Origin of the sequence: Pseudomonas grimontii, assembly GCF_007858185.1 — a bacterium.
Taxonomy (GTDB): domain Bacteria; phylum Pseudomonadota; class Gammaproteobacteria; order Pseudomonadales; family Pseudomonadaceae; genus Aquipseudomonas; species Aquipseudomonas grimontii.
Map to the genome: position 1 here is coordinate 19,322 of NZ_VFES01000011.1, position 24,853 is coordinate 44,174.

The 24,853-nt window shown below is 61.3% G+C and carries 21 protein-coding genes and 1 other RNA gene; 7 read left to right on the forward strand and 15 right to left on the reverse strand.

Features of this window, described 5'->3' with window-relative positions; translation table 11 throughout:
* Positions 1–68: 68 nt before the first annotated feature.
* Positions 69–1,451, forward strand: a complete 1,383-nt coding sequence (gene hemN, locus FIV39_RS17685; protein WP_090400271.1) for an oxygen-independent coproporphyrinogen III oxidase — start codon at positions 69–71, stop codon at positions 1,449–1,451.
* 6 nt (positions 1,452–1,457) lie between these two features.
* Here hemN and FIV39_RS17690 read toward each other — a convergent pair whose 3' ends face one another.
* Positions 1,458–1,922 (reverse strand): hypothetical protein, encoded by a 465-nt coding sequence (locus tag FIV39_RS17690; RefSeq protein ID WP_090400273.1) that lies wholly within the window; start codon positions 1,920–1,922, stop codon positions 1,458–1,460.
* 153 nt (positions 1,923–2,075) lie between these two features.
* Between FIV39_RS17690 and fnr the strand changes: the two genes are divergently transcribed.
* Positions 2,076–2,810, forward strand: a complete 735-nt coding sequence (gene fnr, locus FIV39_RS17695) for a fumarate/nitrate reduction transcriptional regulator Fnr (RefSeq protein WP_146371568.1) — start codon at positions 2,076–2,078, stop codon at positions 2,808–2,810.
* A gap of 79 nt (positions 2,811–2,889) precedes the next feature.
* A complete protein-coding gene (locus FIV39_RS17700; protein WP_090400275.1) occupies positions 2,890–3,438 on the forward strand; it encodes an adenine phosphoribosyltransferase in 549 nt (182 codons plus the stop codon).
* Positions 3,439–3,684: 246 nt separating this feature from the next.
* Here FIV39_RS17700 and FIV39_RS17710 read toward each other — a convergent pair whose 3' ends face one another.
* The 5 genes from FIV39_RS17710 to dnaX all read right to left on the reverse strand — a co-directional run bounded on the left by FIV39_RS17710 (position 3,685) and on the right by dnaX (position 9,226).
* Positions 3,685–4,833, reverse strand: coding sequence for an acyl-CoA dehydrogenase family protein (locus tag FIV39_RS17710; RefSeq protein WP_090400279.1), 1,149 nt, complete (start codon positions 4,831–4,833; stop codon positions 3,685–3,687).
* Between the two features lie 119 nt (positions 4,834–4,952).
* Complete coding sequence (recR, locus tag FIV39_RS17715) at positions 4,953–5,555, reverse strand: recombination mediator RecR (RefSeq protein WP_027603720.1); 603 nt, start codon at positions 5,553–5,555, stop codon at positions 4,953–4,955.
* A gap of 66 nt (positions 5,556–5,621) precedes the next feature.
* On the reverse strand, positions 5,622–6,656 hold the full coding sequence (locus FIV39_RS17720; protein WP_090400281.1) for an NADP-dependent oxidoreductase: 1,035 nt from the start codon (positions 6,654–6,656) through the stop codon (positions 5,622–5,624).
* A 133-nt stretch (positions 6,657–6,789) separates the two neighbouring features.
* Positions 6,790–7,128, reverse strand: a complete 339-nt coding sequence (locus tag FIV39_RS17725) for a YbaB/EbfC family nucleoid-associated protein (protein ID WP_003193199.1) — start codon at positions 7,126–7,128, stop codon at positions 6,790–6,792.
* A gap of 43 nt (positions 7,129–7,171) precedes the next feature.
* Positions 7,172–9,226, reverse strand: coding sequence for a DNA polymerase III subunit gamma/tau (gene dnaX, locus FIV39_RS17730; RefSeq protein ID WP_146371570.1), 2,055 nt, complete (start codon positions 9,224–9,226; stop codon positions 7,172–7,174).
* 133 nt (positions 9,227–9,359) lie between these two features.
* Here dnaX and FIV39_RS17735 point away from each other — a divergent pair, with 133 nt between their 5' ends.
* Entirely contained in the window at positions 9,360–10,121 is a 762-nt protein-coding gene (locus FIV39_RS17735) for a substrate-binding periplasmic protein (protein ID WP_090400282.1), read from the forward strand.
* Positions 10,122–10,175: 54 nt separating this feature from the next.
* Positions 10,176–10,547, forward strand: coding sequence for a VOC family protein (locus FIV39_RS17740; protein ID WP_090400284.1), 372 nt, complete (start codon positions 10,176–10,178; stop codon positions 10,545–10,547).
* On the opposite strand, the gene FIV39_RS17745 is transcribed toward FIV39_RS17740, so the two are convergent.
* Positions 10,461–11,420 (reverse strand): DMT family transporter, encoded by a 960-nt coding sequence (locus FIV39_RS17745; RefSeq protein WP_146371572.1) that lies wholly within the window; start codon positions 11,418–11,420, stop codon positions 10,461–10,463. The genes FIV39_RS17740 and FIV39_RS17745 overlap by 87 nt on opposite strands.
* A 102-nt stretch (positions 11,421–11,522) precedes the next feature.
* On the opposite strand from FIV39_RS17745, the gene FIV39_RS17750 reads away from it, so the two are divergent.
* The gene (locus FIV39_RS17750; protein ID WP_090400288.1) at positions 11,523–12,386 is read left to right on the forward strand and encodes a LysR family transcriptional regulator; all 864 of its coding nucleotides are present in this window, start codon (positions 11,523–11,525) and stop codon (positions 12,384–12,386) included.
* 61 nt (positions 12,387–12,447) lie between these two features.
* On the forward strand, positions 12,448–13,350 hold the full coding sequence (locus FIV39_RS17755) for a DUF2167 domain-containing protein (protein WP_090400290.1): 903 nt from the start codon (positions 12,448–12,450) through the stop codon (positions 13,348–13,350).
* A gap of 58 nt (positions 13,351–13,408) precedes the next feature.
* Here FIV39_RS17755 and FIV39_RS17760 read toward each other — a convergent pair whose 3' ends face one another.
* The 8 genes from FIV39_RS17760 to FIV39_RS17795 all read right to left on the reverse strand — a co-directional run bounded on the left by FIV39_RS17760 (position 13,409) and on the right by FIV39_RS17795 (position 24,583).
* A complete protein-coding gene (locus FIV39_RS17760; RefSeq protein ID WP_090400292.1) occupies positions 13,409–13,996 on the reverse strand; it encodes a hypothetical protein in 588 nt (195 codons plus the stop codon).
* 1 nt (position 13,997) lies between these two features.
* The gene (locus FIV39_RS17765; protein ID WP_090400294.1) at positions 13,998–15,044 is read right to left on the reverse strand and encodes an N-acetylmuramidase family protein; all 1,047 of its coding nucleotides are present in this window, start codon (positions 15,042–15,044) and stop codon (positions 13,998–14,000) included.
* A 245-nt stretch (positions 15,045–15,289) separates the two neighbouring features.
* An RNA gene (gene ffs, locus FIV39_RS17770) (signal recognition particle sRNA small type) lies at positions 15,290–15,386 on the reverse strand.
* Positions 15,387–15,532: 146 nt separating this feature from the next.
* Positions 15,533–16,699: a zinc-binding metallopeptidase family protein gene (locus FIV39_RS17775; RefSeq protein WP_090400296.1), complete on the reverse strand. Its 1,167-nt coding sequence runs from the start codon at positions 16,697–16,699 to the stop codon at positions 15,533–15,535.
* 133 nt (positions 16,700–16,832) lie between these two features.
* Entirely contained in the window at positions 16,833–19,190 is a 2,358-nt protein-coding gene (gene ligA / locus FIV39_RS17780; protein WP_090400298.1) for an NAD-dependent DNA ligase LigA, read from the reverse strand.
* An 86-nt stretch (positions 19,191–19,276) separates the two neighbouring features.
* The gene (zipA, locus tag FIV39_RS17785) at positions 19,277–20,140 is read right to left on the reverse strand and encodes a cell division protein ZipA (RefSeq protein WP_090400300.1); all 864 of its coding nucleotides are present in this window, start codon (positions 20,138–20,140) and stop codon (positions 19,277–19,279) included.
* 292 nt (positions 20,141–20,432) lie between these two features.
* Positions 20,433–23,921, reverse strand: coding sequence for a chromosome segregation protein SMC (gene smc, locus FIV39_RS17790; RefSeq protein ID WP_090400302.1), 3,489 nt, complete (start codon positions 23,919–23,921; stop codon positions 20,433–20,435).
* Between the two features lie 2 nt (positions 23,922–23,923).
* Entirely contained in the window at positions 23,924–24,583 is a 660-nt protein-coding gene (locus FIV39_RS17795; protein ID WP_090400304.1) for a GntR family transcriptional regulator, read from the reverse strand.
* Between the last annotated feature and the right edge of the window lie 270 nt (positions 24,584–24,853).

A 24,853-nucleotide genomic window follows, 5' to 3' on the forward strand; every position in this document is an offset into this window, starting at 1 on the left:
GCAAATCAAGATGCCATATCGGCCACGCCCCTACACTCGGCTCACTAGCCTATCCGGGGAATGCCCGCATGCTCGACGCCATTCGTTGGGACCCAAATCTGATTCAACGCTACGACCTGGCGGGACCGCGCTACACGTCCTACCCCACCGCCGTACAATTCGACAGCCAGGTCGGCACCTTCGACCTGCTCCACGCCCTGCGTGAAAGCCGCAAGGCCACGCGACCGTTGTCGCTGTATGTGCATGTGCCGTTCTGCGCGAACATTTGCTACTACTGCGCGTGCAACAAGGTGATCACCAAGGACCGCGGCCGCGCCCAGGCTTACCTGCAACGCCTGGAGCAGGAGATTCAGTTGGTGGCCTGCCACCTCGACCCGAAACAGTCGGTTGAACAACTGCACTTCGGCGGCGGCACCCCGACCTTTCTCAGCCACGACGAACTGCGTCAGATCATGGGCAGCCTGCGCCAGCACTTCAATCTGCTCGACGATGACTCCGGCGACTACAGCATCGAGATCGACCCCCGCGAAGCCGACTGGGCGACCATGGGCCTGCTGCGTGAACTGGGCTTCAACCGTGTGAGCATCGGCCTGCAAGACCTCGACCCCGAGGTGCAGCGCGCGGTCAACCGCCTGCAAAGCCTGGAAGAAACCCGCGCGGTGATCGACGCCGCGCGCACCCTGCAATTTCGCTCGATCAATATCGACCTGATCTACGGTCTGCCCAAGCAGACGCCGATCAACTTCGCGCGCACCGTGGAGGAAGTGATCAAGCTGCAGCCGGACCGCCTGTCGGTGTTCAACTACGCGCATCTGCCGGAACGCTTCATGCCCCAACGACGGATCAACAGCGAGGAGCTGCCGTCGCCGGAATCCAAACTGCTGATGCTGCAAACCACCATCGAGCAATTGACCCAGGCCGGCTACCGCTACATCGGCATGGACCACTTCGCCCTGCCGGACGACGAACTCGCCATTGCCCAGGAAGAAGGCACGCTGCAACGTAACTTCCAGGGCTACACCACCCATGGCCATTGCGACCTGATCGGGCTCGGCGTGTCAGCCATCAGCCAGATCGGCGACCTGTATTGCCAGAACAGCAGTGACCTCAACGGCTATCAGACCGCCCTGGCCAGCGCCCAACTGGCCACCAGCCGTGGCCTGCTGTGCACCACGGACGACCGGTTGCGGCGGGAAGTGATTCAGCAGTTGATCTGCAATTTCAGCCTGGATTTCGAACCGATAGAACAGGCGTTCACGATAGATTTTCGCGGATATTTCGACGAAGTCTGGCCGCAACTGGAGATGATGGCCGAGGATGGCCTGATCGAACTGGATGCCCAGGGCATTCGCGTCCTGCCTGCCGGGCGGCTGCTGGTCCGTTCGGTGTGCATGGTGTTCGATGCCTATCTGGAGCACCAGAACAGGCAACGATTTTCACGGGTGATCTGAGCGCGATTACTTCATCGCCAGGCCGGAGGCCTTGATCGCATCACCGGCGCTCATGTCTTTCATCGCCTTGGAGAGGGACGCTTGAGCGCTGGTCAAGCTGGCTTGCAGCCCACTCAACGCAGATTGCAGGCCGGAGAGGCGGGCACGGGCCTGTTCAGGACTGAGGTTCTTATCGGCCATCACCGCCGCCATCTCGGCCTGCTTCTCGGCAATTTGCTTCTTGATTTCACGAATCATCTTCAGCAGGTTCTTGACGTTCTCTGCCAGGCCGCTGTCGTCTATATCGCTGTTAGACGTTTTCTGCGCCGCCGCCGCTTTCATCGCCGCACCGGAAATGGTCACGGACACCCCAGGCTTTGCCTCATCAGGGGCCGAAACCTTGGCCTCGTCACTCTGGACGGAGGCTTTTTTTGTTTCGGGCAGCACCTGGACCTGGGTGCGAGCCGCAAGATTTGTATTGAGGGAAAGCACCTACTGAACCTCCAAGTTGATAGTCGATGCCGTGTTATCGGCGCCATTTAAAAAATATTTATACCTTTGCTGCCATTTTTAACTCGCTGGCCTCACCCCCCACAGTGCGGTACCCTTACGTCTTATGTGTGTTTTCCCACAAGGATTTAAGAAATGTCCGAGCCAGTCAAACTGCGCGCTAATAGCCAGGCTCACTGCAAGGATTGCAGCCTGGCCCCCCTCTGCCTGCCACTTTCGCTGAATCTGGAAGACATGGAAGCGTTGGACGAAATCGTTAAACGCGGTCGCCCGCTCAAGAAAGGCGAGTTTCTGTTTCGCCAGGGTGACAAGTTCGATTCCGTTTATGCAGTACGCTCGGGCGCGTTGAAGACGTTCAGCCTGAGCGACGGCGGCGAAGAGCAGATCACCGGTTTCCACCTGCCCAGCGAGCTGGTCGGGTTGTCGGGCATGGACACCGAGATTCACCCGGTATCGGCGCAGGCCCTGGAAACCACGTCGGTGTGCGAAATCCCCTTCGAGCGCCTGGACGAACTGGCCCTGCAACTGCCACAACTGCGCCGCCAGTTGATGCGCGTGATGAGCCGCGAGATCCGTGACGACCAGCAGATGATGTTACTGCTGTCGAAGAAAACCGCCGACGAGCGCATTGCGACCTTCCTGGTCAACCTGTCGGCGCGGTTCCGTGCCCGGGGTTTCTCGGCCAACCAGTTTCGCCTGAGCATGTCGCGCAACGAAATCGGTAATTACCTGGGCCTGGCGGTGGAAACCGTGTCCCGCGTATTTACCCGCTTCCAGCAGAACGAACTGCTGGCCGCCGAAGGCAAGGAAGTGCACATTCTCGACCCGATCCAACTGTGCGCACTGGCCGGTGGTTCTTTAGAAGGCTGATGCAGACGCTTGTGGCCGCGCCAACCGGCGAGGCCGCAGGTATACTTCGAGTCCGTTTTCCGCCCAGGACTCTTCGACGATGACCTTCGATTCGTTCGACATCAAATCCCTGATCCGCCCCGTCATCGACTTCCCCAAGCCTGGGGTGATCTTTCGTGACATCACCCCTCTGTTCCAATCGCCCAAGGCCTTGCGCCTGGTGGCTGACACCTTTGTCCATCGTTACGTCGAAGCCGACTTCAGCCATATCGGCGCGATGGATGCACGAGGGTTCCTGATCGGCTCGATCATCGCCTACCAACTGAACAAGCCGCTGATCCTGTTCCGCAAACAGGGCAAGCTGCCAGCTGACGTGCTGGCCGAGGGTTACCAGACCGAATACGGCGAGGCCTTCCTCGAAGTGCATGCCGACAGCCTGTGCGAGGGTGATTCGGTGCTGATATTCGATGACCTGATCGCCACGGGCGGCACCCTGATCGCGGCAGCCAACCTGGTACGTCGCATGGGGGCGAAGATCTTTGAAGCGGCAGCGATCATTGATTTGCCGGAGCTGGGTGGTTCGCAGCGGCTGGAAGATATGGGGATTCCGACGTTTTGCCTGACGCAATTTGCGCTGACCGAACGGTAAGGGTTGCCGGCACTGATGCTATCGGGGGCAAGTCGAATCGTCGCGCCGCCCGCGTTGGGCTGCGAAGCAGCCCCAAAACCAGCCTCCACAGAGTGTCTGATACACCGCGTTCTTCCTTACTGGGGCTGCTACGCAGCCCAACGCGGGACAAGCCCGCTCGCCACAACAGCCCTATCTGCCGGGCGTTCAGCGTTGAGCAAAAGTTGTGTCGATACCCATGCCCCTATGAGGCCAGTAAGGCCGCCCTCATAGCCCCATCTGCTTGCTGATGATTTCATTCATCACCTCGCGGGTGCCGCCGCCGATAGAGAGGATGCGGTTGTCGCGATACAGCCGCTCCACCAGGCTGCCGCGCATATAACCCTGGCCGCCGAGGATCTGCACGGCATCGTAGGTCACACGGTCGGCGGTGTCGGTGGCGAGGTTCTTGGCCATGGAAATCTCCTTGATCACACTCTTGCCGGCCGCCATTTTCGCCGCCTGGCGGTAGGTGAATTCCCGCGAGACTTCCACGGCGGTGGCCATTTCCGCCAGGCGATGCTTGAGCACCTGGAATTTGCCGATGGGCTTGCCGAACGCTTGGCGCTGGGCGGCCCATTTGAGGCTTTCCTCCAAGGCCATCTGCGCAGTCATATTGGCCATGAGAGCCAGGGCCAGGCGCTCGCTCTGGAAGTTACCCATGATGCAGGCAAAGCCCATGTTCTCGGCGCCGATCAGGTTGCCGACGGGCACGCGGCAATCGTCGAAAAACAATTCAGCGGTGTCCGACGCCCACCATCCCATTTTCTTCAGGGGCTGGCCGACGGTGAAACCTGGGCTGTTTTTTTCGATCAGCAGCAGGCTGATGCCGGCAAATCCCGGCCCGCCAGTGCGTACGGCAACGGTGTAGAAGTCGGCACGGATGCCGCTGGTGATAAAGGTCTTGCTGCCGCTGACCCGGTAATGCTCGCCATCGCGGATGGCGCGGGTTTGCAGGTTGGCCACATCGGAACCGCCGCCGGGCTCGGTCACCGCCAGGGCGATGATCTTCTCGCCCGACAGCACCCGGGGAACCACCCGCTCGCGCACCTCAGGCAGCGCCCATTTGACGACGGGCGGCAAGCCAATATCCAACGAGCCCAACCCTGCGACCACGCCGCCGGAACCGCAGCGCATCAATTCCTCGCTGGCAGCCACCTTGGCGAACAGATCACCTTCGTGACTGCCGCCCAGCGCTTCGGGGTAGCCAATGCCGAGTATCCCCGCCGCACCCGCCTTGAGGTACAACGCCCGGGGAAAGCTTTCCGCCTCCTCCCACTGCTCCACGCCCGGCAACATCTCGCGCTCGACAAAACGGCGCACGCTGTCGCGGACCAATTGGTGGCTGGGGTCGAAGTAGTCCTGATAGGCAGACATCGGCAAGCTCCACGGTGAGGTGGAGCGAAATTACCAAGCGCTTGCTTGGTTATCAAGCCAGGCGCAAATCCAAAGAGGGAGGGGCAAGCCTCCTCCCACATTGGATCCTACGGTGATCGTTAGAGCGCGATCGGTTTTCGACCGGCAAACGAATGCGCCAACGTGCCGCCGTCCACCAACTCCAACTCGCCACCCAGCGGCACGCCATGGGCGATCCGCGAGGTAACCAAGCCTTTATTGCTCAGCAGCTGGGCGATGTAATGCGCGGTGGCTTCACCTTCCACGGTCGGGTTGGTGGCCAGGATCACCTCGGTAAAGGTGCCCTGCTCTTCAATACGCGCGACCAACTGCGGAATGCCGATGGCCTCCGGCCCCAGGCCATCGAGCGGCGAGAGGTGGCCCTTGAGCACAAAGTAGCGCCCGCGGTAGCCGGTCTGCTCCACCGCGTACACGTCCATCGGCCCTTCCACCACGCACAGCAGCGTGTCGTCGCGGCGCGGGTCGGCGCATTGCGGGCAGAGTTCTTCTTCAGTGAGGGTCCGACACTGGCGGCAGTGGCCCACCCCGGTCATGGCCTGGCTCAAGGCCTGGGCCAACCGGGTTCCGCCGCTGCGATCACGCTCCAGCAGTTGCAGCGCCATGCGTTGGGCGGTTTTCTGGCCTACGCCCGGCAACGTGCGCAGGGCGTCGATCAGTTGGCGAATCAGGGGGCTGAAGCTCATGGGCGAATGGTCCGACAAAACAACGAGACGCGGTTTATACCCGCGCCCCGGATTAGCGTCAAATGCTCAATCCTGCGCGACCCGCACCACCAACTTGCCGAAGTTGCGCCCTTCCAGCAAACCGATAAAGGCTTCAGGCGCCTGCTCCAGGCCCTCGACCACGTCTTCGCGGAACTTGATCTTGCCGTCGCGTACCCACGGCGCCATGGCACTGAGGAACTCGGGCTGGCGATCACCGTAGTCGTCGAACACGATAAAGCCCTGGATCCGTACCCGCTTGGTCAACAACGTGCGTTGCAGCGCCGGCAAGCGGTCGGGGCCGCTGGGTGCCTCATGGGCGTTATAGCCGGCGATCAGCCCGCACAGGGGGATGCGCGCCTTGGGGTTGAGCAAGGGCAGCACGGCGTCGAACACCTTGCCACCGACGTTTTCGAAGTAAATGTCCACGCCCTTGAAGCACGCCTGGGCCAAGTCCTCGGCAAACGTCGAGCTCTTGTGGTCTATGCAGGCATCAAAGCCCAGTTCGTCCACCACATAGCGGCACTTGTCGGCACCGCCCGCAATCCCGACCACACGCAGGCCCTTGAGTTTGGCCACCTGGCCGACCACCGAACCCACGGCTCCGGACGCTGCGGCCACCACCAGGGTTTCACCGGCTTTTGGCTGGCCGATGTCCATCAGGCCCATGTAGGCGGTCATGCCCGGCATGCCCAGCACACCGAGCGCCATCGAAGGGCTGGCCAGGCCATTGGGCACGGGAATCAGGTTGCGGCCGTCGGAAATGCTGTGGCTCTGCCAACCGGTGGCGCCCACCACCAGATCGCCCACTTCGAATTTCGGATTGCGCGATTGCTCAATACGGCTGACAGCGCCACCGGTCATCACCTCATCGATTTCCACCGGCGCAGCGTAGGACGGTGCGTCACTCATGCGCCCGCGCATGTAGGGGTCGAGGGACAGGTACAGGGTTTTCAGCAGGACCTGGCCGTCTGCCAACTCCGGCAAGGTCACACGCTCCAGGCGGAAGTTTTCCGGGGTGGGGGCGCCTTGGGGGCGTGAGACCAGGACAATGCGCTGGTTCAAAGTCGGTTCGTGAGGCATGAAGGGGCTCCTTTATCGAATCTATCGGTATAGGGTGCAGACCATGGGTGCCGCGCCAGGGTTCGATTGGATTGGCACAAACAAAAATGCCAGGCACGAGGCCTGGCATTGGAGTCTAGCTAAAGCCTGCCGATCAGAACGGCAGCTTCATGCCCGGTGGCAGTTGCATGCCGGCGGTCACGCCGGACATTTTGTCCTGGCTGTTGGCTTCGATCTTGCGCACGGCGTCGTTGACGGCTGCGGCGAACAGCGCCTCGAGCATTTCCAGGTCATCTTCACCCACGCCTGGCAATACGCTTGGGTCGATGCTCACGCGCTTGATGTCGTGACGACCAGTCATCACGACGCTGACCATATCGCCACCGGCTTTACCGGTGACTTCGGCGTTGGCCAGTTCTTCCTGCATCTTGGCCATCTTTTCCTGCATCTGCTGTGCCTGCTTCATCAGGCCGGCCATGCCACCTTTCATCATGGGAATCACCTCAAAAGTACGTGGATCAATGAGTAGCCCGGTGTCAGGACGCCTGGGGCACCGGGGCTTCGACAGGTTCAATTGTATCTTGGCGAACGACTGCACCGAACTGCTGCATCATTTGCTGGATGAGCGGATCGCCGTGGATCGAGTCCTCAGCCTCACGCTGGCGGTTGATACGCCGACGGGTGGCGGCCTGGGCCGGGGTTTCCTGCTCGGGCTTGATCAACTCGATGGTGATAGTCAGCGTGCGCTCATGGTACTGGTTCAGGGCATCGTTGAGGCGCCGTTGCTGGGTCGCGTTGAACAGGGCGCTGTGGGCCGGGTCCAGGTGTAACAGCCAATGGTCGCCGTCGATGGCGATCAGTGTGCAGTTGGCGGCGATGCTGCCGGTCATGCCGGAAATCGGCAGTTTCGGGAACAGCTCCAGCCATTGCAGGGCCAGGCCGGTGGCCGGCGCCGCAGCGGGCTCCGCCTCGGGTTCCGGGGCCGGCTCGGCAGTGTGCTCGCTGGCCAGGTCGTCCAGGTAGCTGTAGGCCGAATCCATGTCCGGCTCGATGTAATCTTCGTCCAGCGGTGGTTCATCGTCGAGGTCGATGCTCGGGGTAGCGGCTTCGACCTGGGCGACGGTCGGCTCGGGAACCGGGGCTGAAACCCACTCAGGAGCGGCCGGCACCACGCTGTCCGGCATCGGCGCAGGCATCGGCGTCAGCTCCGGCTGTTCGCCGGCGGTTTCCAGCACGGGCTCGATATAGGGCTGCTGTTCAACCTCGGCCTCGGCCTCAGCATCTACAGGGTCATTCCAGGGCAGGTCGACCACGGGCTCGGGCTCGACCACCGGTTCCGGCTCGACCACCGCTGCCGCCATCACCGGTGCAGGCTCAGGCGCCGGTGCAACGGGGGCAGCAACCACTGGCGCGACCACCGCCGCGCCAGCCACTGGTTTGGCGGAATCAACTGTGGCCTGGCTGATCCCCACTGGCTTTAGCGGCTGTCTCGGTGCATCTGCCGAGTCAGCGGGCCGGAAGGCCAGCATCCGCAGCAGAACCATCTCGAAGCCTCCGCGCGGGTCCGGTGCCAAAGGCAAGTCGCGACGCCCGATCAGGCCCATCTGGTAATAGAACTGCACGTCTTCGGCCGGCAACGCCTGGGCCAGGGCCAACACGCGGTCGCGGTCGCCATGGCCGTTGTCGACACCTTCCGGCAACGCCTGGGCGATGGCGACGCGGTGCAGCACATTGAGGATTTCCGAGAGCACGCCGTTCCAGTCCGGGCCTTGCTCCGACAGGTGGCGCACGGCTTCGAGCAACGCCTTGGCATCGCCCTCGATCAGCGCGTGCAGCACGTCGAACACCTGACCGTGGTCCAGGGTGCCGAGCATGGCGCGCACATCGGCGGCCATGACCTTGCCTTCACCAAAGGCGATGGCCTGGTCGGTGAGGCTCATGGCGTCGCGCATCGATCCATCGGCGGCGCGGCCCAGCAGCCACAGCGCGTCATCTTCGAACGGTACGTTCTCGACGCCCAGCACGTGGGTCAAATGCTCCACCACGCGCTCGGGGGTCATGTTTTTCAGGGAGAACTGCAGGCACCGCGACAGGATCGTGGCAGGCAGTTTCTGCGGGTCGGTGGTGGCCAGGATGAATTTGACGTACGGCGGCGGCTCTTCCAGGGTTTTCAACAAGGCGTTGAAGGAATGGCTGGAAAGCATGTGCACTTCGTCGATCAGGTAGACCTTGAAGCGGCCGCGACTGGGCGCGTACTGCACGTTGTCGAGCAGCTCGCGGGTGTCTTCGACCTTGGTGCGGCTTGCGGCGTCGATCTCGATCAGGTCGACGAAACGCCCTTCGTCGATCTCGCGGCACACCGAGCAGGTGCCGCAGGGCGTCGAAGTGATACCGGTTTCACAGTTCAGGCATTTGGCGATGATGCGCGCAATGGTGGTCTTGCCCACCCCCCGAGTACCGGTGAACAGGTAGGCGTGGTGCAGCCGCTGGCTGTCCAAGGCATTGATCAGAGCCTTGAGCACATGGGTCTGGCCGACCATTTCGCGGAACGAGCGCGGACGCCATTTACGTGCAAGAACCTGATAACTCATCGAAAACCGTCGCAACTGGGAAGCGGAAGCCGGTAATGCTAGCGGAGCAAGGGGGAAATTGCATCCGGCACGCTCGCCTAATCTGACTAAGCTCTGCTGATTGGCCTCGAAAAGGCCTGAACCTGGAGAGTGTATGCGCGTAGTCCTGGGCGCTTTATGGATGATGACCACGGCTTGCCTGGCGGCGCCTGCACCGCTGCGTTTCTCGATTTCCGACAGTTGGACGATGCCCATGGTGCAGGTGGAGAACGGCCGACCTACCCAGGGGATTTTGTATGATTTGATGTTGAGCCTGGCCACCCAGGTCGGCCAGCCGGCGGAATTCCACGTGCTGGCCCGCGCCCGTATCGCAGGGGCCATGGCCCATGGGGATATTGATGTGCGCTGTTATGTCACCCAGGCGTGGGTCGACAACCAGTCCGGCGACTACATCTGGAGCTTGCCTTTAATGGTGCAGCGCAATGTGCTGGTCAGTGCACGCAACCAGCCGGTGCAGGTGCTCAAGCTGACACCTCAGCCGATCGGCACGGTACTCAACTATCGCTATGCCGCCCTCGACCCGCTGTTTGCCAACGGCCAACTCACCCGCGACGACGCACGCAGCGAAGAGCTGGTGCTGCACAAGCTGGTGGCAGGGCGATTCAACTACGCGGTGAGCAACGAATGGATCGTCGACCGTTTCAACCAGAAAATGCCGATCAGCCAGCAGTTGTATAAAGTCGCGGTGATTGAGGAGCAAAACCTCGGTTGCATCGTGCGCAACGATCCCGACGTGCCGGCCCAAAAAATCCTGCGCACCTTGTTGCGGATGAAAATGTCCGGCGAAATCGACGCCATCATCAAGCTGTACACCGGCGAAAACCCGGTCTCCCTGCACGCTCCTGACAAAAACTGACAGGTCCCCCTTATAGACTCGGCGCCACACAACGCCCGTTCTCAAGGAGCCCCCATGAACACCCTCGCCCATTACTTCCTGCTGTACGTCGACAGCCCGGCCACCAGTGCCAATTTCTATAGCCGCCTGCTGGACAAGCCGCCGGTGGAATTGAACCCGACCTTTGCCCTGTTCATTCTCGACAACGGCGTAAAGCTCGGACTGTGGTCGCGCCATACCGTCGAGCCGGCAGCCCAGCTCACAGGCGGTGGCGGTGAAGTCGGCTTCTCGCTGTCCGACACGGCCGCCGTGGACGCGCTGCACGACCAATGGGTCGAACGCGGCGCCCTCATTGTCCAATCACCGACGGCCCTGGATTTCGGCTACACCTTTGTCGCCCAGGACCTCGATGGCCACCGCTTGCGCGCGTTCAGCCTGAACGACTGACCGCCAGCGCCCCTCCAGGCTGATGGCCGCCACGCTGGCCAGCACGATCACAGCGCCCAGCATCACCTGCACGGCAATGTGTTCGCCCAGCAACGTCGCGGCCATCACCATCGCCACCGGGGGGATCAAGTACATCGCCACCGACGCGCGACTGACCTCCACATGCTTCAACACATAACCCCAGGCCAGATACGCCAAGGCGCTGGGAAAAATACCGAGTACCACCACCGCCACGTTCTCCGCGAACGGCGCCTGCACCACCGCAGCAGGCAGGCCCGGCAAGTTCACGCACAGCATCAGGGTGCCCGCCCACACCATGTAGCACGCCATGGTCAGCGGACTGTAGCGGTGGGCATAGTGTTTCTGCAGGGCGAAATACACACTCCACGACACCGCCGCCAGCAGGATCAACACGCCACGCGGGTCGATCTCACCCACGCCCTGATCCCCCCAGATCACCACCAGCACGCCGAGCAGCCCCAGCAATACGCAGCCCCAGCGCCAAGCACTGACCCGCTCCTTCAGACAGAAAAACGCGATCAGCACACTGAACAGCGGCGCTGACTGCGCCAGTACGCTGGACGCCGCTGCCGTTACCCATTGCTGTCCGTAATTGATCGCAGTGTGGTGCAGGAACACGCCGAAGAACCCCAGCACCAGCAGCCACGGAAAATCCCGCAGGCGCGGCCGGCCGATGCCCATCACCAGTGCCACACCGCCCATGAACACCGACGCAATCAAAAACCTTAACAACGCCAACTGGCCGGGGCTGTAGCTGTGCAGCCCGATGCGTACGCCAATCGGCGAATAGGCCCAACACAGGATGACGCTGGCGATGACTAGCGTAAGCTTTACGGGTGAAGGGGCATTCATCGATGGCGTCCAGAAACTGAGAAGGTATGTCGTCAGTCTTGGCCCCGGTAAGGCGCAGGACAATTAACCGTTTCTGACTTCTGCAATCACTGGAACTGAGCAATGGAACTGGCCCAACTGAAAATGGTGCGAGCCGTGGCGCAAACCGGCAGCGTGGCCCAAGCGGCCGTGCTGTTGCATTGCGTGCCGTCCAACATCACCACGCGCATCAAGCAGCTGGAAGGCGAGCTGGGCACACCGCTGTTCATCCGCGCCGGGCGTGGGCTGGCCATCAGTGCCGCCGGGGAGATTTTCCTGGATTACTGCGAGCGCATTCTCGCGCTGGTGGATGAGTCCAAACGCGCCGTGGACGCCAACGCGATTCCCCGTGGCACCTTGCGTATCGGCGCGGTGGAGTCCAGCGCCAGCGGGCGTTTGCCGCCGCTGCTGGCGGAGTATCACCGGCGCTACCCCGATGTCAGCCTGGAACTGGTGACCGGCGCCTGGGGCCCGCTGCTCGACGACCTGCAACACCATCGCCTCGACGTGGCGCTGGTGGCCGCCGGCAACAAGCGCACCAAGCTCGAACACAGCGTGGTCTACAGCGAGCGCCTGGTGCTGATCGCCAGCGCGTCCAGTGCCCCCATCAATGGCGCCGAGGACCTCGCCGGCCGCACCCTCCTGGTATGGCCGCCCGGCTGCCCGTATCGCGCAGCCCTGGAAAACTGGGTCAAGCCCCATGACTTCAAGCCGACCATCGCCAGTTATGCCAGCTGGGGCACGATCATCGGCTGCGTCAGCGCGGGGATTGGCGTGGCATTGGCGCCGGAGGGCATCCTCGCCCGCTACGAGCAGGCCAATAAGCTGGCGTCTTATCGATTTGAAGAGCTGGCGGCGGTGGATAACCTGCTGTTCTGGCACAAGGACACCCAACGCCATCTGGCACGGGACGCATTTGCCGGGTTGTTGCGGGAGACTTTCGGCTAACTCGCAACATGTTGTTTCGGTTATGCTCTCGCGAAATTAATTCAAAATGTAAGGGACTACCATGAATTACTTCCGCCTGTTGTTGGCGGCGGCCGCCCTGAGCCTGCCTGCCGCACCCGCCTTTGCCGCGTCCTCGCCGGCACCCGTTGAAGCCGCTGCACCTGCCGAAACGGCCGAGCACTTTCTGGCGTCACTCAAGCAAAAGACCGGCACGGTCACCCTGCCCAGCGGCATTGCCACCCTCAAGCTCAACGACGAGTTCTACTACCTCGACCCTGCCGATACCGAGCGCTTGCTGACCGATGGCTGGGGCAACCCGCCGGGCTTCAAGACCCTGGGCATGATCGTGCCCAAAGCCGTCAGCCCGCTGTCGGAACGCGGATGGGGCGTGATCGTCAGCTACAAGGCCGACGGGCACATCTCCGACGAAGATGCCGCGAAAATCGACTACGCCGACCTGCTCAAGCAAATGCAGGAAGAAGACGAAGCCGAGAACAAGGAACGCCAGAAACAAGGCTACGCCGGCCTGCACCTGCTGGGCTGGGCCGAGCCGCCGCGCTACGACGACACCACCCACAAGATGTACTGGGCCCGCGAACTGAAGGCCGACGACGCCGACCAGAACACCCTCAACTACAGCATCCGCGTGCTCGGCCGTGAAGGCGTACTCGAACTCAACGCCGTCGCCGCCATGGCCGACCTGCCCACCATCCAGCAGGAATTGCCCAAGGTGCTGGCCTTTACCAACTTCACCGACGGCAACCTCTATACCGACTTCAACCCGAAAACCGACAAGCTCGCCACTTACGGCCTCGCCGCGTTGGTTGCCGGCGGGATTGCCGCCAAGGCCGGACTGTTCGCCAAGATCGGTATCTTCCTGCTGGCCGCGAAGAAGTTCCTGGTGATCGGCGTGGTGGCGCTGTTCGCAGTGATTCGCAAGTTGTTCAACCGCAACAAGGCCTGAACCCCGGCCGCAAAAACGCCGCAGTATGCCTGGCACACTGCGGCGTTTTGGGGATGTCTTAGTGAGGCGCCGCTAGACGAGTGTATTGATCCTGACTGATCCAGCCGCTGAACGAACGGTCGTCGGCATTGATGAACTCGACCTGGGCCCAGCCGTCCTTGAAAGCCAGCACACCGACCACATCGCGCTTGACGATATACGGACGTTTGGCGGCCTTGGCGCCTGGGGTTTTCAGCAGGTAAGCCTTGTCGGCGGACACCGTCACCAGGCCGATCCATTTTTTGCTGGCGGTCTGGGTCAGGTCCAGGCCGGTGGCAATCTCCGGCATCAGTACATTCAGGCAACCGGGGTGCTGGCGGCCCTCTTCCACCGTCAGGGTCACGCCATCGGACGAAGGCGCCAGGCTGCCGGGATGAGCCGCATCGAGCCAAGTGGTGAGCGCCTCAGGCTTGCCTTGCAGATAAAACGCGCAACTGCGGGTGACGCCCTCGCCCATTGCTTCCGAATAGAACCCTTCGACCTGATGCTCCGGCGTCACTGCCAGCATCAGCCCTTCGTACTTACCCGAATGCAACGCAGCCAAACCGGCCAACGCAGGGCCCGCGGCGCACAACGACAACACACCTATCGCTAGAAAACGGATCATCCTATTTTTTCCCTTCAAGTTTTTCGTAGGCTTTTTGCATAAGGACGTCGTAGTTGCCGTAGTCCTCGCCGTTATAGTTACGTGCCATGCCGGTAAAATCCTTGGCTTTCATGGCCTTCATCAATGCCGGGCTCTTGCTGCAAAAACCGAGGAACGCTTTTAGTTGGTTGCCGGCATTCACCTTTAATGCTGCCGAAAACTCAAACACCGTCTTGTAACCGCACGAGGCGAAGTTAAAACCCATGATCTGGAACATGCCCCACGAAGCCGACATAAGTGCAGCTTCCTGATCCAGCGCAAACGCGGTGGCCATGGTTTCCCAAGCCTTGGCCTGGTCCTTGTTATTCGCCTGCCACTGCGGCCCGGCCTTTTTCTTGTAGGGGTAGGACAGCAGCGGGTGCGCCTGGTCGTAAATGTGCTTGGTGTACTTGCGAAACAGGTGCCCTTCAAACGCGATCACCGGCAACTTGGCCGGACCGAACCCCGACCGCCCACCTGATTCCACAGTGGCGAAGGCCTTGATGATATTCACCGAAATACCGCTACCCAACTGCGTGGCGGCGTTCTGGAAGTCCGTTTCGCTGAGGGTCATGCCCCCGTCGCACGTGGCCTGGAGCATCAGTTGCCGGTTACGCCGCTCGGCCTCGATCATCGCGCGCATGCGGTCCAGGTACACATTGACCGTGGCCTGTACCGCATCGCCCTGGTTGTTGCCGAAGACGTTGAGAAATGTGGGAATACGCAAGTTCGGGAAGGCCTTCACCGGCACTTTCACTGCTTCTTCGATCAGGCTGTTGAAGGTGCGACCAGTGGGGTCGATTACGCCATCGGGGTGGGCGTATTTGAGATGGCGGAACTGGTATTGGCTGATGCACTGCACCAACTGACCATCGGATTTGCCGTTTTCGGCCAACGGGAAACCCATCTTGGGAATGATCAAATTGAATAAGTATTGGATGCACTGCACATCGGCGGGCAAGTTGCGGGCTTTACCGGGCGCACCTACCGAAGCACTGATAAGACGGGGTAACCCTTGCAGGCTTTTCATCACAGACATCCTTGTTAGTTAAAGAAGTGATAGCACTTCAATATCAAGTCGGCGCCAATGTCATATTCTGAAACAAGTGGCCGGCGGAAACTAACAAGGCGGTTTGAGGTTGTCCAGAGAAGGCTTGGAAAGTTGTGAAACAGCCGTCATTGACTGCGCAATAAACCATCGGCAGTTGACTGAAAATAAGCAATTTGGATTTGAATCGAAGGGGGTGATGCAAGGGAAGAGCGTTATGGAGGCAACCCCACCAGCCACACCCCGGCACACAATGTTCCCGCTGTGGCTGCTGCCTTCCGGCTCTGACCAGGTTCACGGGTAATCGTTGCGGGGGGACCGATGGGGTCACCATAACGACGCTGGCCTCTCGGCAAGCGGGGCCATTGTACCGATCTCATCGGAAGTTACAACCATTGGTGGCGGATTAAAAATATGATGGGGTTCAAGCACTTGCCATGGCCATCAGCTTCCCCTCCCACATTGGCTGATCATTGTGCCTGCAACACCTCATCCGCCCGGCCGCCCTCTTCCTGGATCACCAGGTGGATGAAGTGCAGCTTGGCGATCACCGCCGGTGGCAACACGAACGGGTAGAAATCCGGCTGGCCCATGGCGCGGGACAGTTCATTGAGCATGCCGGCCAGTTCGATCCAGGCGTTGACGAAGGACAGGAATGCCGCGCCGCCGGGATGTTCGGGGTCGTAGAGGGTAGTGAGGGGGAATGGCTGGTAATCCAGGTCCATCTCACGGGCGCTCATGCCAAAGCCCAGGGCGGTGTCGACGGCGTCCATCATGTGCAGGTAGTGCGCCCAGGTTTCGGCCCAGTCTTCCCACGGGTGCATGGTGGCGTAGGCACTGACGCTGGTTTGCTGCCAGTCGGGGCGTGGGCCGTTCTGGTAGTGCTGGTCGAGGGCGTCGGCGTAACTGGCGCGTTCGTCGCCGAACAGGTTGCGAAAAGGCTCCAGCCAGTGGCTGTTGGCGATCAGGCGATCCCAGTAATAGTGGCCGACCTCATGGCGAAAATGGCCCAGCAAGGTGCGGTAGGGTTCGCGCATCTGCACCCGGATTTTTTCGCGATGGGCGTCGTCGGCTTCCTTGATGTCGAGGGTGATCAGGCCGTTGGCATGCCCGGTCATGGGCGCGTTGCCTTCCAGATCGATGCCGACGAAATCGAACGCCAGGCCGTTGTCCTCGTCAACGCTCTTGGGCACCACCTGCAGGCCGAGGCTGATCAATTGCGCTACCAGCCGGCGCTTGGCGGTCTCCACCTTGCGCCAGCGCTCGGGGTTCTCCGGGACCGACAGGTCGGGAATGGTGCGGTTGAGGCTGCACGCCACACACAGCGGCGCAGTGCTGTGGGCGGGAACCAACCAGTTACAGGCCGCCGCCGTCTCGAGGTTGGCACAACGGCGAAAAGCGCCGGCGTCGAGGTTGTCGTCTTGTAGCCAGGTGCCTTCCACAGGCCCGGGCTGCAGGGAGGACAAGCTGCTTTGCTGCGGCTGATAGCCCAGCAGCGCCTGGCAAGCCAGGCATTGGCTGTTGCGAAAGAACAGCGCTTGCCCGCACCGACACTGCCACACCTTGCTGCTGCGTGAGGTTTCGGCCATGAACGGTGCGGCGATGCGCGAACTGAGTTGCTCGAAGTAGCGGAACATGACCATCTCTCCCTGGGTGACTGAGACTAGATCATTTAGGACTCAGGATCGTTCCACTTTCTTCAGGGGCTGCTTCGCAGCCCGGCGCGGGCGGTGCGACGATTCGACAAGCCCGCTCCCCCCCGGCGCGGCGTCAGACCGAAATGTTGTGTTTGGCAAGGAACGCGACAAAGGCCTCTTCGTCCAGCACCTTCAACCCCAGTTCGCTGGCCTTGGCCAGTTTTGAACCGGCACCTGGGCCCGCCACGACACAGTGGGTCTTGGCCGACACGGAACCGGCTACCTTGGCGCCGAGGCTTTCGAGCTTGTCCTTGGCCACGTCGCGGCTCATCAGCTCCAGGGAGCCGGTGAGCACCCAGGTATGCCCTGCTTCGGGCAGGCCTTCGACCACCTTCTTCTCGCTCTGCCAGTGCATGCCGAAATCCCGCAGTTGCTGTTCGATGGCCAGGGCGTGGCGGGCGTTGTCCGGGTTATCGAAAAACTCCCGCACGGCCTTGGCCTGCTTCTCCGGCAACGCCTGGCGCATGTCGAGCCAGTCCGCCTTGATTACGCCTTCCAGGCTGGCGAACTTATCCGCGAGCTTCTGCGCGGCGCCGGGTCCTACAGAGGGTACGTGCAGCTTGTCGAGCAAACCGCCCAGGGTAGTGCTGGCGGCGAACTCGGCACTCAGCTCACCCTGATCCTGCAATTGCAGGCCGCATTCATCAGGCGACAACAGCGCGCCGATCACGTCCTGGTTATGACTGTCTTCGAAGAAGCTGTGGATCTCATGCGCCACTTCCAGGCCCACATCCGGCAGGTACGTCAGCACTTGCGGCAAGGCCTTCTGCACACGCTCAAGGGACGCCAGCGAGCGCGCCAGCACCTTGGCCGTCTCTTCGCCCACGTCAGGAATGCCCAGTGCGTAGATAAAACGCGCCAGGGTCGGGGTCTTGCTGTTTTCGATGGCGGTGATCAGTTTCTTGCTGGATATATCGGCAAAGCCTTCCAGGTCGATGATCTGCTCGTACTTGAGTTTGTAGAGGTCGGCCGGCGAACCGATGAGTTTTTCATCCACCAGTTGCTCGATGGTTTTGTCACCGAGCCCGTCAATGTCCATGGCCCGGCGCGAGACGAAATGGATAATCGCCTGCTTGAGCTGCGCACCACAGGCCAGACGCCCGACGCAGCGGTACACCGCGCCTTCGCTGAGGGTTTCCTTGCCCTTGCTGCGCTTGACCAGCTGGGTGCGCTCCACATGGGAGCCGCACACGGGGCAGCGCTCAGGGATCGGCACCGCACGGGCGTTTTCCGGGCGGCGTTCGAGGACCACCGAAACCACCTGCGGGATGACATCGCCGGCGCGGCGGATGATCACGGTGTCGCCGATCTTCACGCCCAGCCGCGCGACTTCATCCATGTTATGCAGGGTGGCGTTGGACACGGTCACGCCCGCAACCTTGACCGGTTTCAAGCGCGCCACCGGCGTCACGGCGCCGGTACGGCCGACCTGGAACTCCACGTCGAGCAACTCGGTGAGTTCTTCCATGGCCGGGAATTTGTGCGCGATGGCCCAACGCGGTTCGCGGGCGCGGAAGCCCAGTTCACGCTGCGAGGCAATGCTGTTGACCTTGAACACCACGCCATCGATTTCATACGGCAGGCTGTTACGTCGCTCGCCGATATCGCGGTAGTAATCCAGGCAATCCTGAATGCCCTTGGCCAGCTTCAATTCACGGCTGATGGGCATGCCCCATTTCTGCAACTGCTGCAGGTTGCCGATATGGGTATCGCTGATGTCGGTGGTCACGCCATAGCAGCAGAATTCCAACGGGCGGCTGGCGGTGATCTTCGAGTCCAGTTGGCGCAAGCTGCCGGCCGCCGCGTTGCGCGGGTTGGCGAAGGTCTTGCCGCCGACTTCCAGTTGCGAGGCGTTGAGCCGCTCGAAACCGGCCTTGGACATAAATACCTCGCCGCGCACTTCCAGGGTCGCGGGCCAGCCGCTGCCCTGCAGTTTCAACGGGATATTGCGCACGGTACGCACGTTGACGCTGATGTCTTCGCCGGTGGTGCCGTCGCCTCGGGTGGCGCCGCGTACCAATTCGCCATCCTGGTAAAGCAGGCTGACCGCGAGGCCATCCAGCTTCGGCTCGCAGCTGTACTCCACCGCCGCGCCACCGCCAAACAGATCGCCCACCGGCAGGTCGAGACCCTCGGTGACCCGGCGATCAAACTCAAGCATGGTGGTTTCATCAAACGCGTTGCCCAGGCTGAGCATCGGGATCTCGTGGCGCACCTGGGTAAAGGCCGACAGCGCCGCACTGCCGACCCGCTGCGTCGGCGAATCACGCGTTACCAGGTCCGGATGCTCGGCCTCCAGGGCCTTGAGTTCGTGGAACAGCCGGTCGTACTCGGCGTCCGGGATGCTCGGCTCGTCGAGCACGTGGTAACGGTAGTTGTGCTGATCCAGTTCAGCGCGCAGTTCGAGGATGCGGGTGTGGGCGGCGGTCATCGGTGTTCTCTCATAAAGCAAAAGAGCAGCCGAAGCTGCTCAAATGTTGGTGCGCTTATTCTAATGACAACGCTGGGAACCAATCCTCAGCGTTTCTGTGTCAGGGCGCGACGCTCGAATTCGACGATGCGCTGACGGTAGTGTTCGATGGTCTGGGCGGTCAGGACGCTGCGTTGGTCGTCCTTGAGCTCGCCGTTGAGTTCCTGGGACAGCTTGCGGGCGGCGGCCACCATCACGTCGAACGCTTGTTTCGGGTGACGCGGGCCCGGCAGGCCGAGGAAGAAACTCACCGCCGGCGTGCTGAACAGGTCGATGTCGTCCAGGTCGAAGGTGCCTGGCTTGACCGCGTTGGCCATGGAGAACAGCACTTCGCCGTTGCCGGCCATGCTTTCGTGGCGGTGGAAAATATCCATCTCGCCAAAACGCAGGCCGCTTTCGAGGATGTTCTGCAACAGCGCCGGCCCCTTGAAGCCGGCGGCGTCGCGGCAGATCACGCTGATCACCAGCACTTCTTCGGCGGCAGGCTGATCGTTGACCGTTTGGCGCGGCGCATTCTTGCCGGCGTTTTCATCCGGAAAATCATCGTCGCGGCTGCTGAAGCTCGGGCCTTCATCCACGTCGAGGTTGAGGTCACCCTGATGCGGTTCGGCAACGGCTGCGCTGGCGCGTTTGCCACGCTTGGAGGACGGCTCGCGGGCTTCACGCAGCGGCGCGCTCATCGACGGCAAATCGTGCTCGTCCAATTGCGGCTCTTTGTGGGTATCCAGCACACGGGGCGGCCCCAGCAGCTCGGCGCTGCCGTCGTCGTCGGGCAAGTTGGACAGGTTGCGGTCCAGACGGAATTTGAGCTTGCCCTTGCCACCGCGCATGCGGCGCCAGCCATCAAAAAGAATACCGGCAATGACAATGATGCCGATGACGATCAGCCACTCGCGCAGACCGATTTCCATGTAATCCCGTGCCTCTAATAAAAAATGCTGAAAAATAAGGGGTTTAGCACCGTGCAAACCGCTTTAAAACGTGGCGCCAACTCTATGTTCTGACTGACGTTTTGCCCACGCATACGAAAAATTGACATTAAACTAGCACGACCAAAGATAACTTTACACAGTTGACGCGAAATGTGTCGAATTGCCAGCTTTCAGGCATAGTAGGCAATCTCCTACAGCAGGCGCCGACTGTGAGCTACAAGCCCTGAGCTACAAGCTTCAAGCCAACTCACTTGCCGCTTGAAGCTTGCCGCTAGGCGTCCACCATCGCCATCGCTTCTTCGACATCCACTGCAACCAAACGTGAACAGCCCGGTTCATGCATTGTCACCCCCATCAACTGATCAGCCATTTCCATGGCGATCTTGTTGTGGGTGATATAGATGAACTGCACCGTCTGGGACATCTCCTTGACCAGTCGCGCATAGCGTCCAACGTTAGCGTCATCCAGCGGAGCGTCAACTTCATCGAGCATGCAGAACGGTGCCGGGTTCAACTTGAAGATGGCAAACACCAGGGCCAACGCGGTCAGGGCTTTCTCGCCGCCGGACAACAAATGGATGGTGCTGTTCTTCTTGCCCGGAGGCCGCGCCATGATCGTTACCCCTGTATCGAGTAGATCTTCGCCCGTCAGTTCCAAGTAAGCGCTGCCACCACCGAAAACTTTCGGGAATAACGCCTGTAAACCGCCATTAATCTGATCAAAGGTATCTTTGAAGCGGTTGCGGGTTTCCTTGTCGATCTTGCGGATCACGTTTTCCAGGGTGTCCAGGGCTTCCACCAGGTCGGCGTCCTGGGCATCCAGATAACGTTTGCGCTCGGACTGCTGTTGGTACTCATCGATGGCCGCGAGGTTGATCGCGCCAAGTCGCTGGATACGTGCGGCAATCCGTTCAAGTTCTTCTTCGGCGTCTTTCTCATTGGCCTGGGCGGTCAAGGTATTGAGCACGCCGTGCAAGTCGTAGCCGTCTTCGAGCAATTGGTCTTGCAGGGTCTTGCGGCGCACGGTGAGGGCTTGCCATTCCATGCGCTGTTGTTCGAGCTGGCCGCGAATCAGCTGGGATTGCTGCTCGGCCTGGGTCCGGCGTTTTTCCGCATCGCGCAGTTCGCGGTCGGCGTCTTCCAGGGCGATCTGAGCGGTCTTGAGTTCTTCGTCGACGGTCATGCGCTTGTCGAGCAACTCTTCAAGCTTGAGGCGCAACTCTTCCAGCGGCGCTTCGCCCTCCTCCAGGTTGAGGCTCAGTTGCTCGCGCTTTTCGGTCAGGCGCTCGGACTGCATCTCCAGGCGTTCAAGGGCCTGGGCAGTGGAATTGTGCTGGGCCTTGAGCGAACCCAGGCGCACGGCCAATTGGTGGGCGTGATCCTTGTGCTGGCGGGCTTCCTGGCGCACGCGGTCGAGGCGTTCGCGCAGGCTGTCGCGCTGGGCCAGCAGCAGTTCGCGCTGCTCGGTGTCCAGGGCCATGCTGTCGAGGGCTTCCTGCAGCTGCAGGCGTGCTTCGCCGATCTGTTCGTGTTCCAGGGCGCGCTGCTCGCCCATCTCGGCCACTTCCTCATCCAGACGGGTACGGCGCAGGGTCAGTTGCTCGGCCTTGGCTTTGCTCGCGGAGAGCTGGGCTTTCAATTCGCCTTGCTGGCGCGCTTCGTCCTGCAACAGGCGGCGCAGGTGTTCGCGGCCGGTCTCTTGCTGGCGCTGGGTGGCGCGCAGGGTTTGCAGTTCGGTTTCAAGACTTTCCAGGGTGGCCTCGCGCTCTTCACGCTCGGCGATCAGGTTGACGATTTCCTGGCCACGGGCCAGAACGCCGCTTTCCGCTTCACTGGCGCGGCGCACTCGCAGGAAGTGGCGGCCAACCCAGTAACCGTCGCGGCTGATCAGGCTTTCGCCGGCAGCCAGTTGACCGCGCTGGGCCAGGGCCTGCTCCAGGGTATCCACTGGTTTGACCTGGCCCAGCCACGGCGACAGGTCAATCGCCGCCTCGACCTTATCCAGCAGGCTGCCCGGCACTCGCGTGCCATCAGCGGCGGGGCTGAGCAAACGCAGATCGCCTTGGGCGAAACCGGCCAGGTCAAAGCCACCAAAATCGTCCACCAGGACGGCTTGCAGGTCGGCACCTAAAACGGTCTCTACCGCCAGTTCCCAACCGGCTTCAACTTTCAAGCCTTCGGCCAAGCGCGGACGTTCGGCCAGGTGCTGATCACGCAGCCATTCGGCGGTGCCGGTGCCTGGGTCCAACGCCGCTTGCTGCAAGGCCTCAAGGGACGCGAGTCGGCCATTAAGCCGCTGCAAGTCGCCCTGGGCCTGCTGCTGGGCCTGGGTCGCCTGTTGCAGTTGCTGACGCAGTTGCTCCAGGCGCTCCACTTGTTGTTCTTCGCTGGCTTCCAGCTCTTCCAGGGTCATTTCGCTTTCGGCCAGTTGCTCACTGAGCTCCATGATCGCCGCGTCTTCCGGGTCGGCGGCAAGCAACACGCGCTCTTCCTGCAGACGACGCTGGCGCTCGGCCAGGCGCTCCATGCTGGTTTCCAGTTGCTGGATGCGCGACTGCTGCACCTCGGCCTGGCGTCGCGGTTCGGCGGATTGCAGGTTGAAGGCGTCCCACTGCTCCTGCCAGCCGTGCATGGTGGTTTCGGATTCTTCCAGCGCGGCGGCGGCCTCTTCGGCGGCGGCGTTGGTGATCTCCTGCTCGGGGGTGAGCATGTCCAGCTCTTCGCCCAACGTCAGCAGCAAGGTGCGGTCGTGGCCGAGGTGGGATTCGGTTTCCAGGCGTGCGCGTTCGGCTTCTTTCAAATCGTCCTGCAACTGACGCAAGCGCTGCTGGCCGTGCTGGATGCTTTGCTCGACCCGGGCAATATCGCCGCCCACCGAATAGAAGCGGCCCTGCACCAGATTGAAGCGTTCGGACAGGTCATGATGCCCGTCGCGCAGGCGCTCGATGGCGGCGTCGGCATTGCGCTGCTCGGCCACCAGCGCTTCAAAGCTGATTTCCTGGGTGCCAATGATCGCTTCGCGCTGGCCCACCTGCTCGTTCAACGCCTGCCAGCGCAGGGCCGACAGTTGCGCCTTCAACTGGCGCTCTTCGCCCTTGTATTCCTGATACTTCTCGGCGGCCTGGGCCTGGCGGTGCAGGCGCTCCAACTGGCGCTCCAGCTCTTCGCGCAGGTCGGTGAGGCGGGCAAGGTTTTCATGGGTGCGGCGGATACGGTTTTCGGTCTCGCGGCGGCGCTCCTTGTACTTGGAGATACCGGCCGCCTCCTCGATAAAGTTGCGCAGGTCTTCGGGCTTGGCTTCGATCAGCTTGGAGATCATGCCCTGCTCGATGATCGAATAGCTGCGCGGGCCCAGGCCGGTGCCGAGGAAGATGTCGGTGATGTCCCGGCGTCGGCACTTGGTACCGTTGAGGAAGTAACTGTTCTGGCTGTCGCGCGTCACCTTGCGGCGGATGGAGATTTCCGCGTAGGCCGCGTATTCGCCGATCAGGGTGCCGTCGGAGTTGTCGAACACCAGTTCGATGCTGGCCTGGCTCACCGGCTTGCGGCTGGTGGAGCCGTTGAAGATGACGTCGGTCATCGACTCGCCACGCAGGTTTTTTGCCGAGCTCTCGCCCATCACCCAGCGTACGGCGTCGATGATGTTCGACTTGCCGCAGCCATTGGGCCCGACCACTGCCGCCATGTTACTGGGGAAGTTCACCGTGGTCGGGTCGACGAAGGATTTGAACCCCGCCAGTTTGATGCACTTGAGCCGCACGCTTAGGCGTCCGCCAATGCAGCGATGACCAACGAGCTGCTGCGCTGGCCGTAGGCCGACAGCACTAGGCGGATCTGCTCCAGGTCACGGGCGAGCACAGCGGCGAGCAGTTGCTCGAACAGCGCCAGGTACTCGCTCATGGACGCCTTGCGTTGATCCAGGGCCAGGTAGTAGGCACGGTTCATCGCCGGCTGCAGGTTTTCGACGGTTTCCTGCAAATACGGGTTGTTGGCAAAGGGGTACGCGGCGCGCATCACATTGAAGCATTCTTCGACAAAGGCGCGAATGTCCTGGCGCTCGAAATTGCTCACCAGGCGCTGCTGGATCTGTACGAACGGCGCCATGTCGACCTGGGTCTGCCAGCCCTGGGCGACCGCATTACCGAGCAGGATATACAGCTCACTCATCAGCGTGCACAGGCTCTGCACCTTGTGCGCCGTGAGCTCGGTCACGTGGGCGCCACGGCGCGGCAGGATCGCGATCAGGTGGCGGCGTTCGAGGATCAGCAAAGCTTCACGCACGGAGCCACGGCTGACATTGAGCGCCAGCGTGACTTTCTGTTCCTGGATCCGCTCCCCAGGCTTGAGATCGCCGCGAATGATACGTTCGGCGAGGTGGTGAGCGATTTGCTCGGCGAGACTGTCCGGCGCCTTGAACGTCATGTTTTCCCTTCAAAATCTTCTATCGGTACAAGCGCCGCAGTGTAGCGCATTGGCCCGCTGATGGCGCTACGCCCACCGTGGCGAATTTGGCATGAAATAAGCAGCTCTGAACACTCAAAAGCCGCCAAAAACGCCGGTTCCAGAAGACTGGACCATAATTGAACGTGTTGCGACCGCATTTTCTTGACCCTTAAGTCAGAAAACCATTGACCGAAAAGTCAGACATGACTAGATTCGGCGCAAAAGCGGTTAACAACAATAATGAGTCTG

What these genes read in the sequence shown, in the direction of transcription:
- hemN (WP_090400271.1), top strand. Translation starts at nt 69, where the DNA reads ATGCTCGACGCCATTCGTTGGGACCCAAATCTGATTCAACGCTACGAC.
- fnr (WP_146371568.1), top strand. Translation starts at nt 2,076, where the DNA reads ATGTCCGAGCCAGTCAAACTGCGCGCTAATAGCCAGGCTCACTGCAAG.
- FIV39_RS17700 (WP_090400275.1), top strand. Translation starts at nt 2,890, where the DNA reads ATGACCTTCGATTCGTTCGACATCAAATCCCTGATCCGCCCCGTCATC.
- FIV39_RS17710 (WP_090400279.1), bottom strand. Translation starts at nt 4,833, where the DNA reads ATGTCTGCCTATCAGGACTACTTCGACCCCAGCCACCAATTGGTCCGC.
- recR (WP_027603720.1), bottom strand. Translation starts at nt 5,555, where the DNA reads ATGAGCTTCAGCCCCCTGATTCGCCAACTGATCGACGCCCTGCGCACG.
- FIV39_RS17720 (WP_090400281.1), bottom strand. Translation starts at nt 6,656, where the DNA reads ATGCCTCACGAACCGACTTTGAACCAGCGCATTGTCCTGGTCTCACGC.
- FIV39_RS17725 (WP_003193199.1), bottom strand. Translation starts at nt 7,128, where the DNA reads ATGATGAAAGGTGGCATGGCCGGCCTGATGAAGCAGGCACAGCAGATG.
- dnaX (WP_146371570.1), bottom strand. Translation starts at nt 9,226, where the DNA reads ATGAGTTATCAGGTTCTTGCACGTAAATGGCGTCCGCGCTCGTTCCGC.
- FIV39_RS17735 (WP_090400282.1), top strand. Translation starts at nt 9,360, where the DNA reads ATGCGCGTAGTCCTGGGCGCTTTATGGATGATGACCACGGCTTGCCTG.
- FIV39_RS17740 (WP_090400284.1), top strand. Translation starts at nt 10,176, where the DNA reads ATGAACACCCTCGCCCATTACTTCCTGCTGTACGTCGACAGCCCGGCC.
- FIV39_RS17745 (WP_146371572.1), bottom strand. Translation starts at nt 11,420, where the DNA reads ATGAATGCCCCTTCACCCGTAAAGCTTACGCTAGTCATCGCCAGCGTC.
- FIV39_RS17750 (WP_090400288.1), top strand. Translation starts at nt 11,523, where the DNA reads ATGGAACTGGCCCAACTGAAAATGGTGCGAGCCGTGGCGCAAACCGGC.
- FIV39_RS17755 (WP_090400290.1), top strand. Translation starts at nt 12,448, where the DNA reads ATGAATTACTTCCGCCTGTTGTTGGCGGCGGCCGCCCTGAGCCTGCCT.
- FIV39_RS17760 (WP_090400292.1), bottom strand. Translation starts at nt 13,996, where the DNA reads ATGATCCGTTTTCTAGCGATAGGTGTGTTGTCGTTGTGCGCCGCGGGC.
- FIV39_RS17765 (WP_090400294.1), bottom strand. Translation starts at nt 15,044, where the DNA reads ATGAAAAGCCTGCAAGGGTTACCCCGTCTTATCAGTGCTTCGGTAGGT.
- FIV39_RS17775 (WP_090400296.1), bottom strand. Translation starts at nt 16,699, where the DNA reads ATGTTCCGCTACTTCGAGCAACTCAGTTCGCGCATCGCCGCACCGTTC.
- ligA (WP_090400298.1), bottom strand. Translation starts at nt 19,190, where the DNA reads ATGACCGCCGCCCACACCCGCATCCTCGAACTGCGCGCTGAACTGGAT.
- zipA (WP_090400300.1), bottom strand. Translation starts at nt 20,140, where the DNA reads ATGGAAATCGGTCTGCGCGAGTGGCTGATCGTCATCGGCATCATTGTC.
- FIV39_RS17795 (WP_090400304.1), bottom strand. Translation starts at nt 24,583, where the DNA reads ATGACGTTCAAGGCGCCGGACAGTCTCGCCGAGCAAATCGCTCACCAC.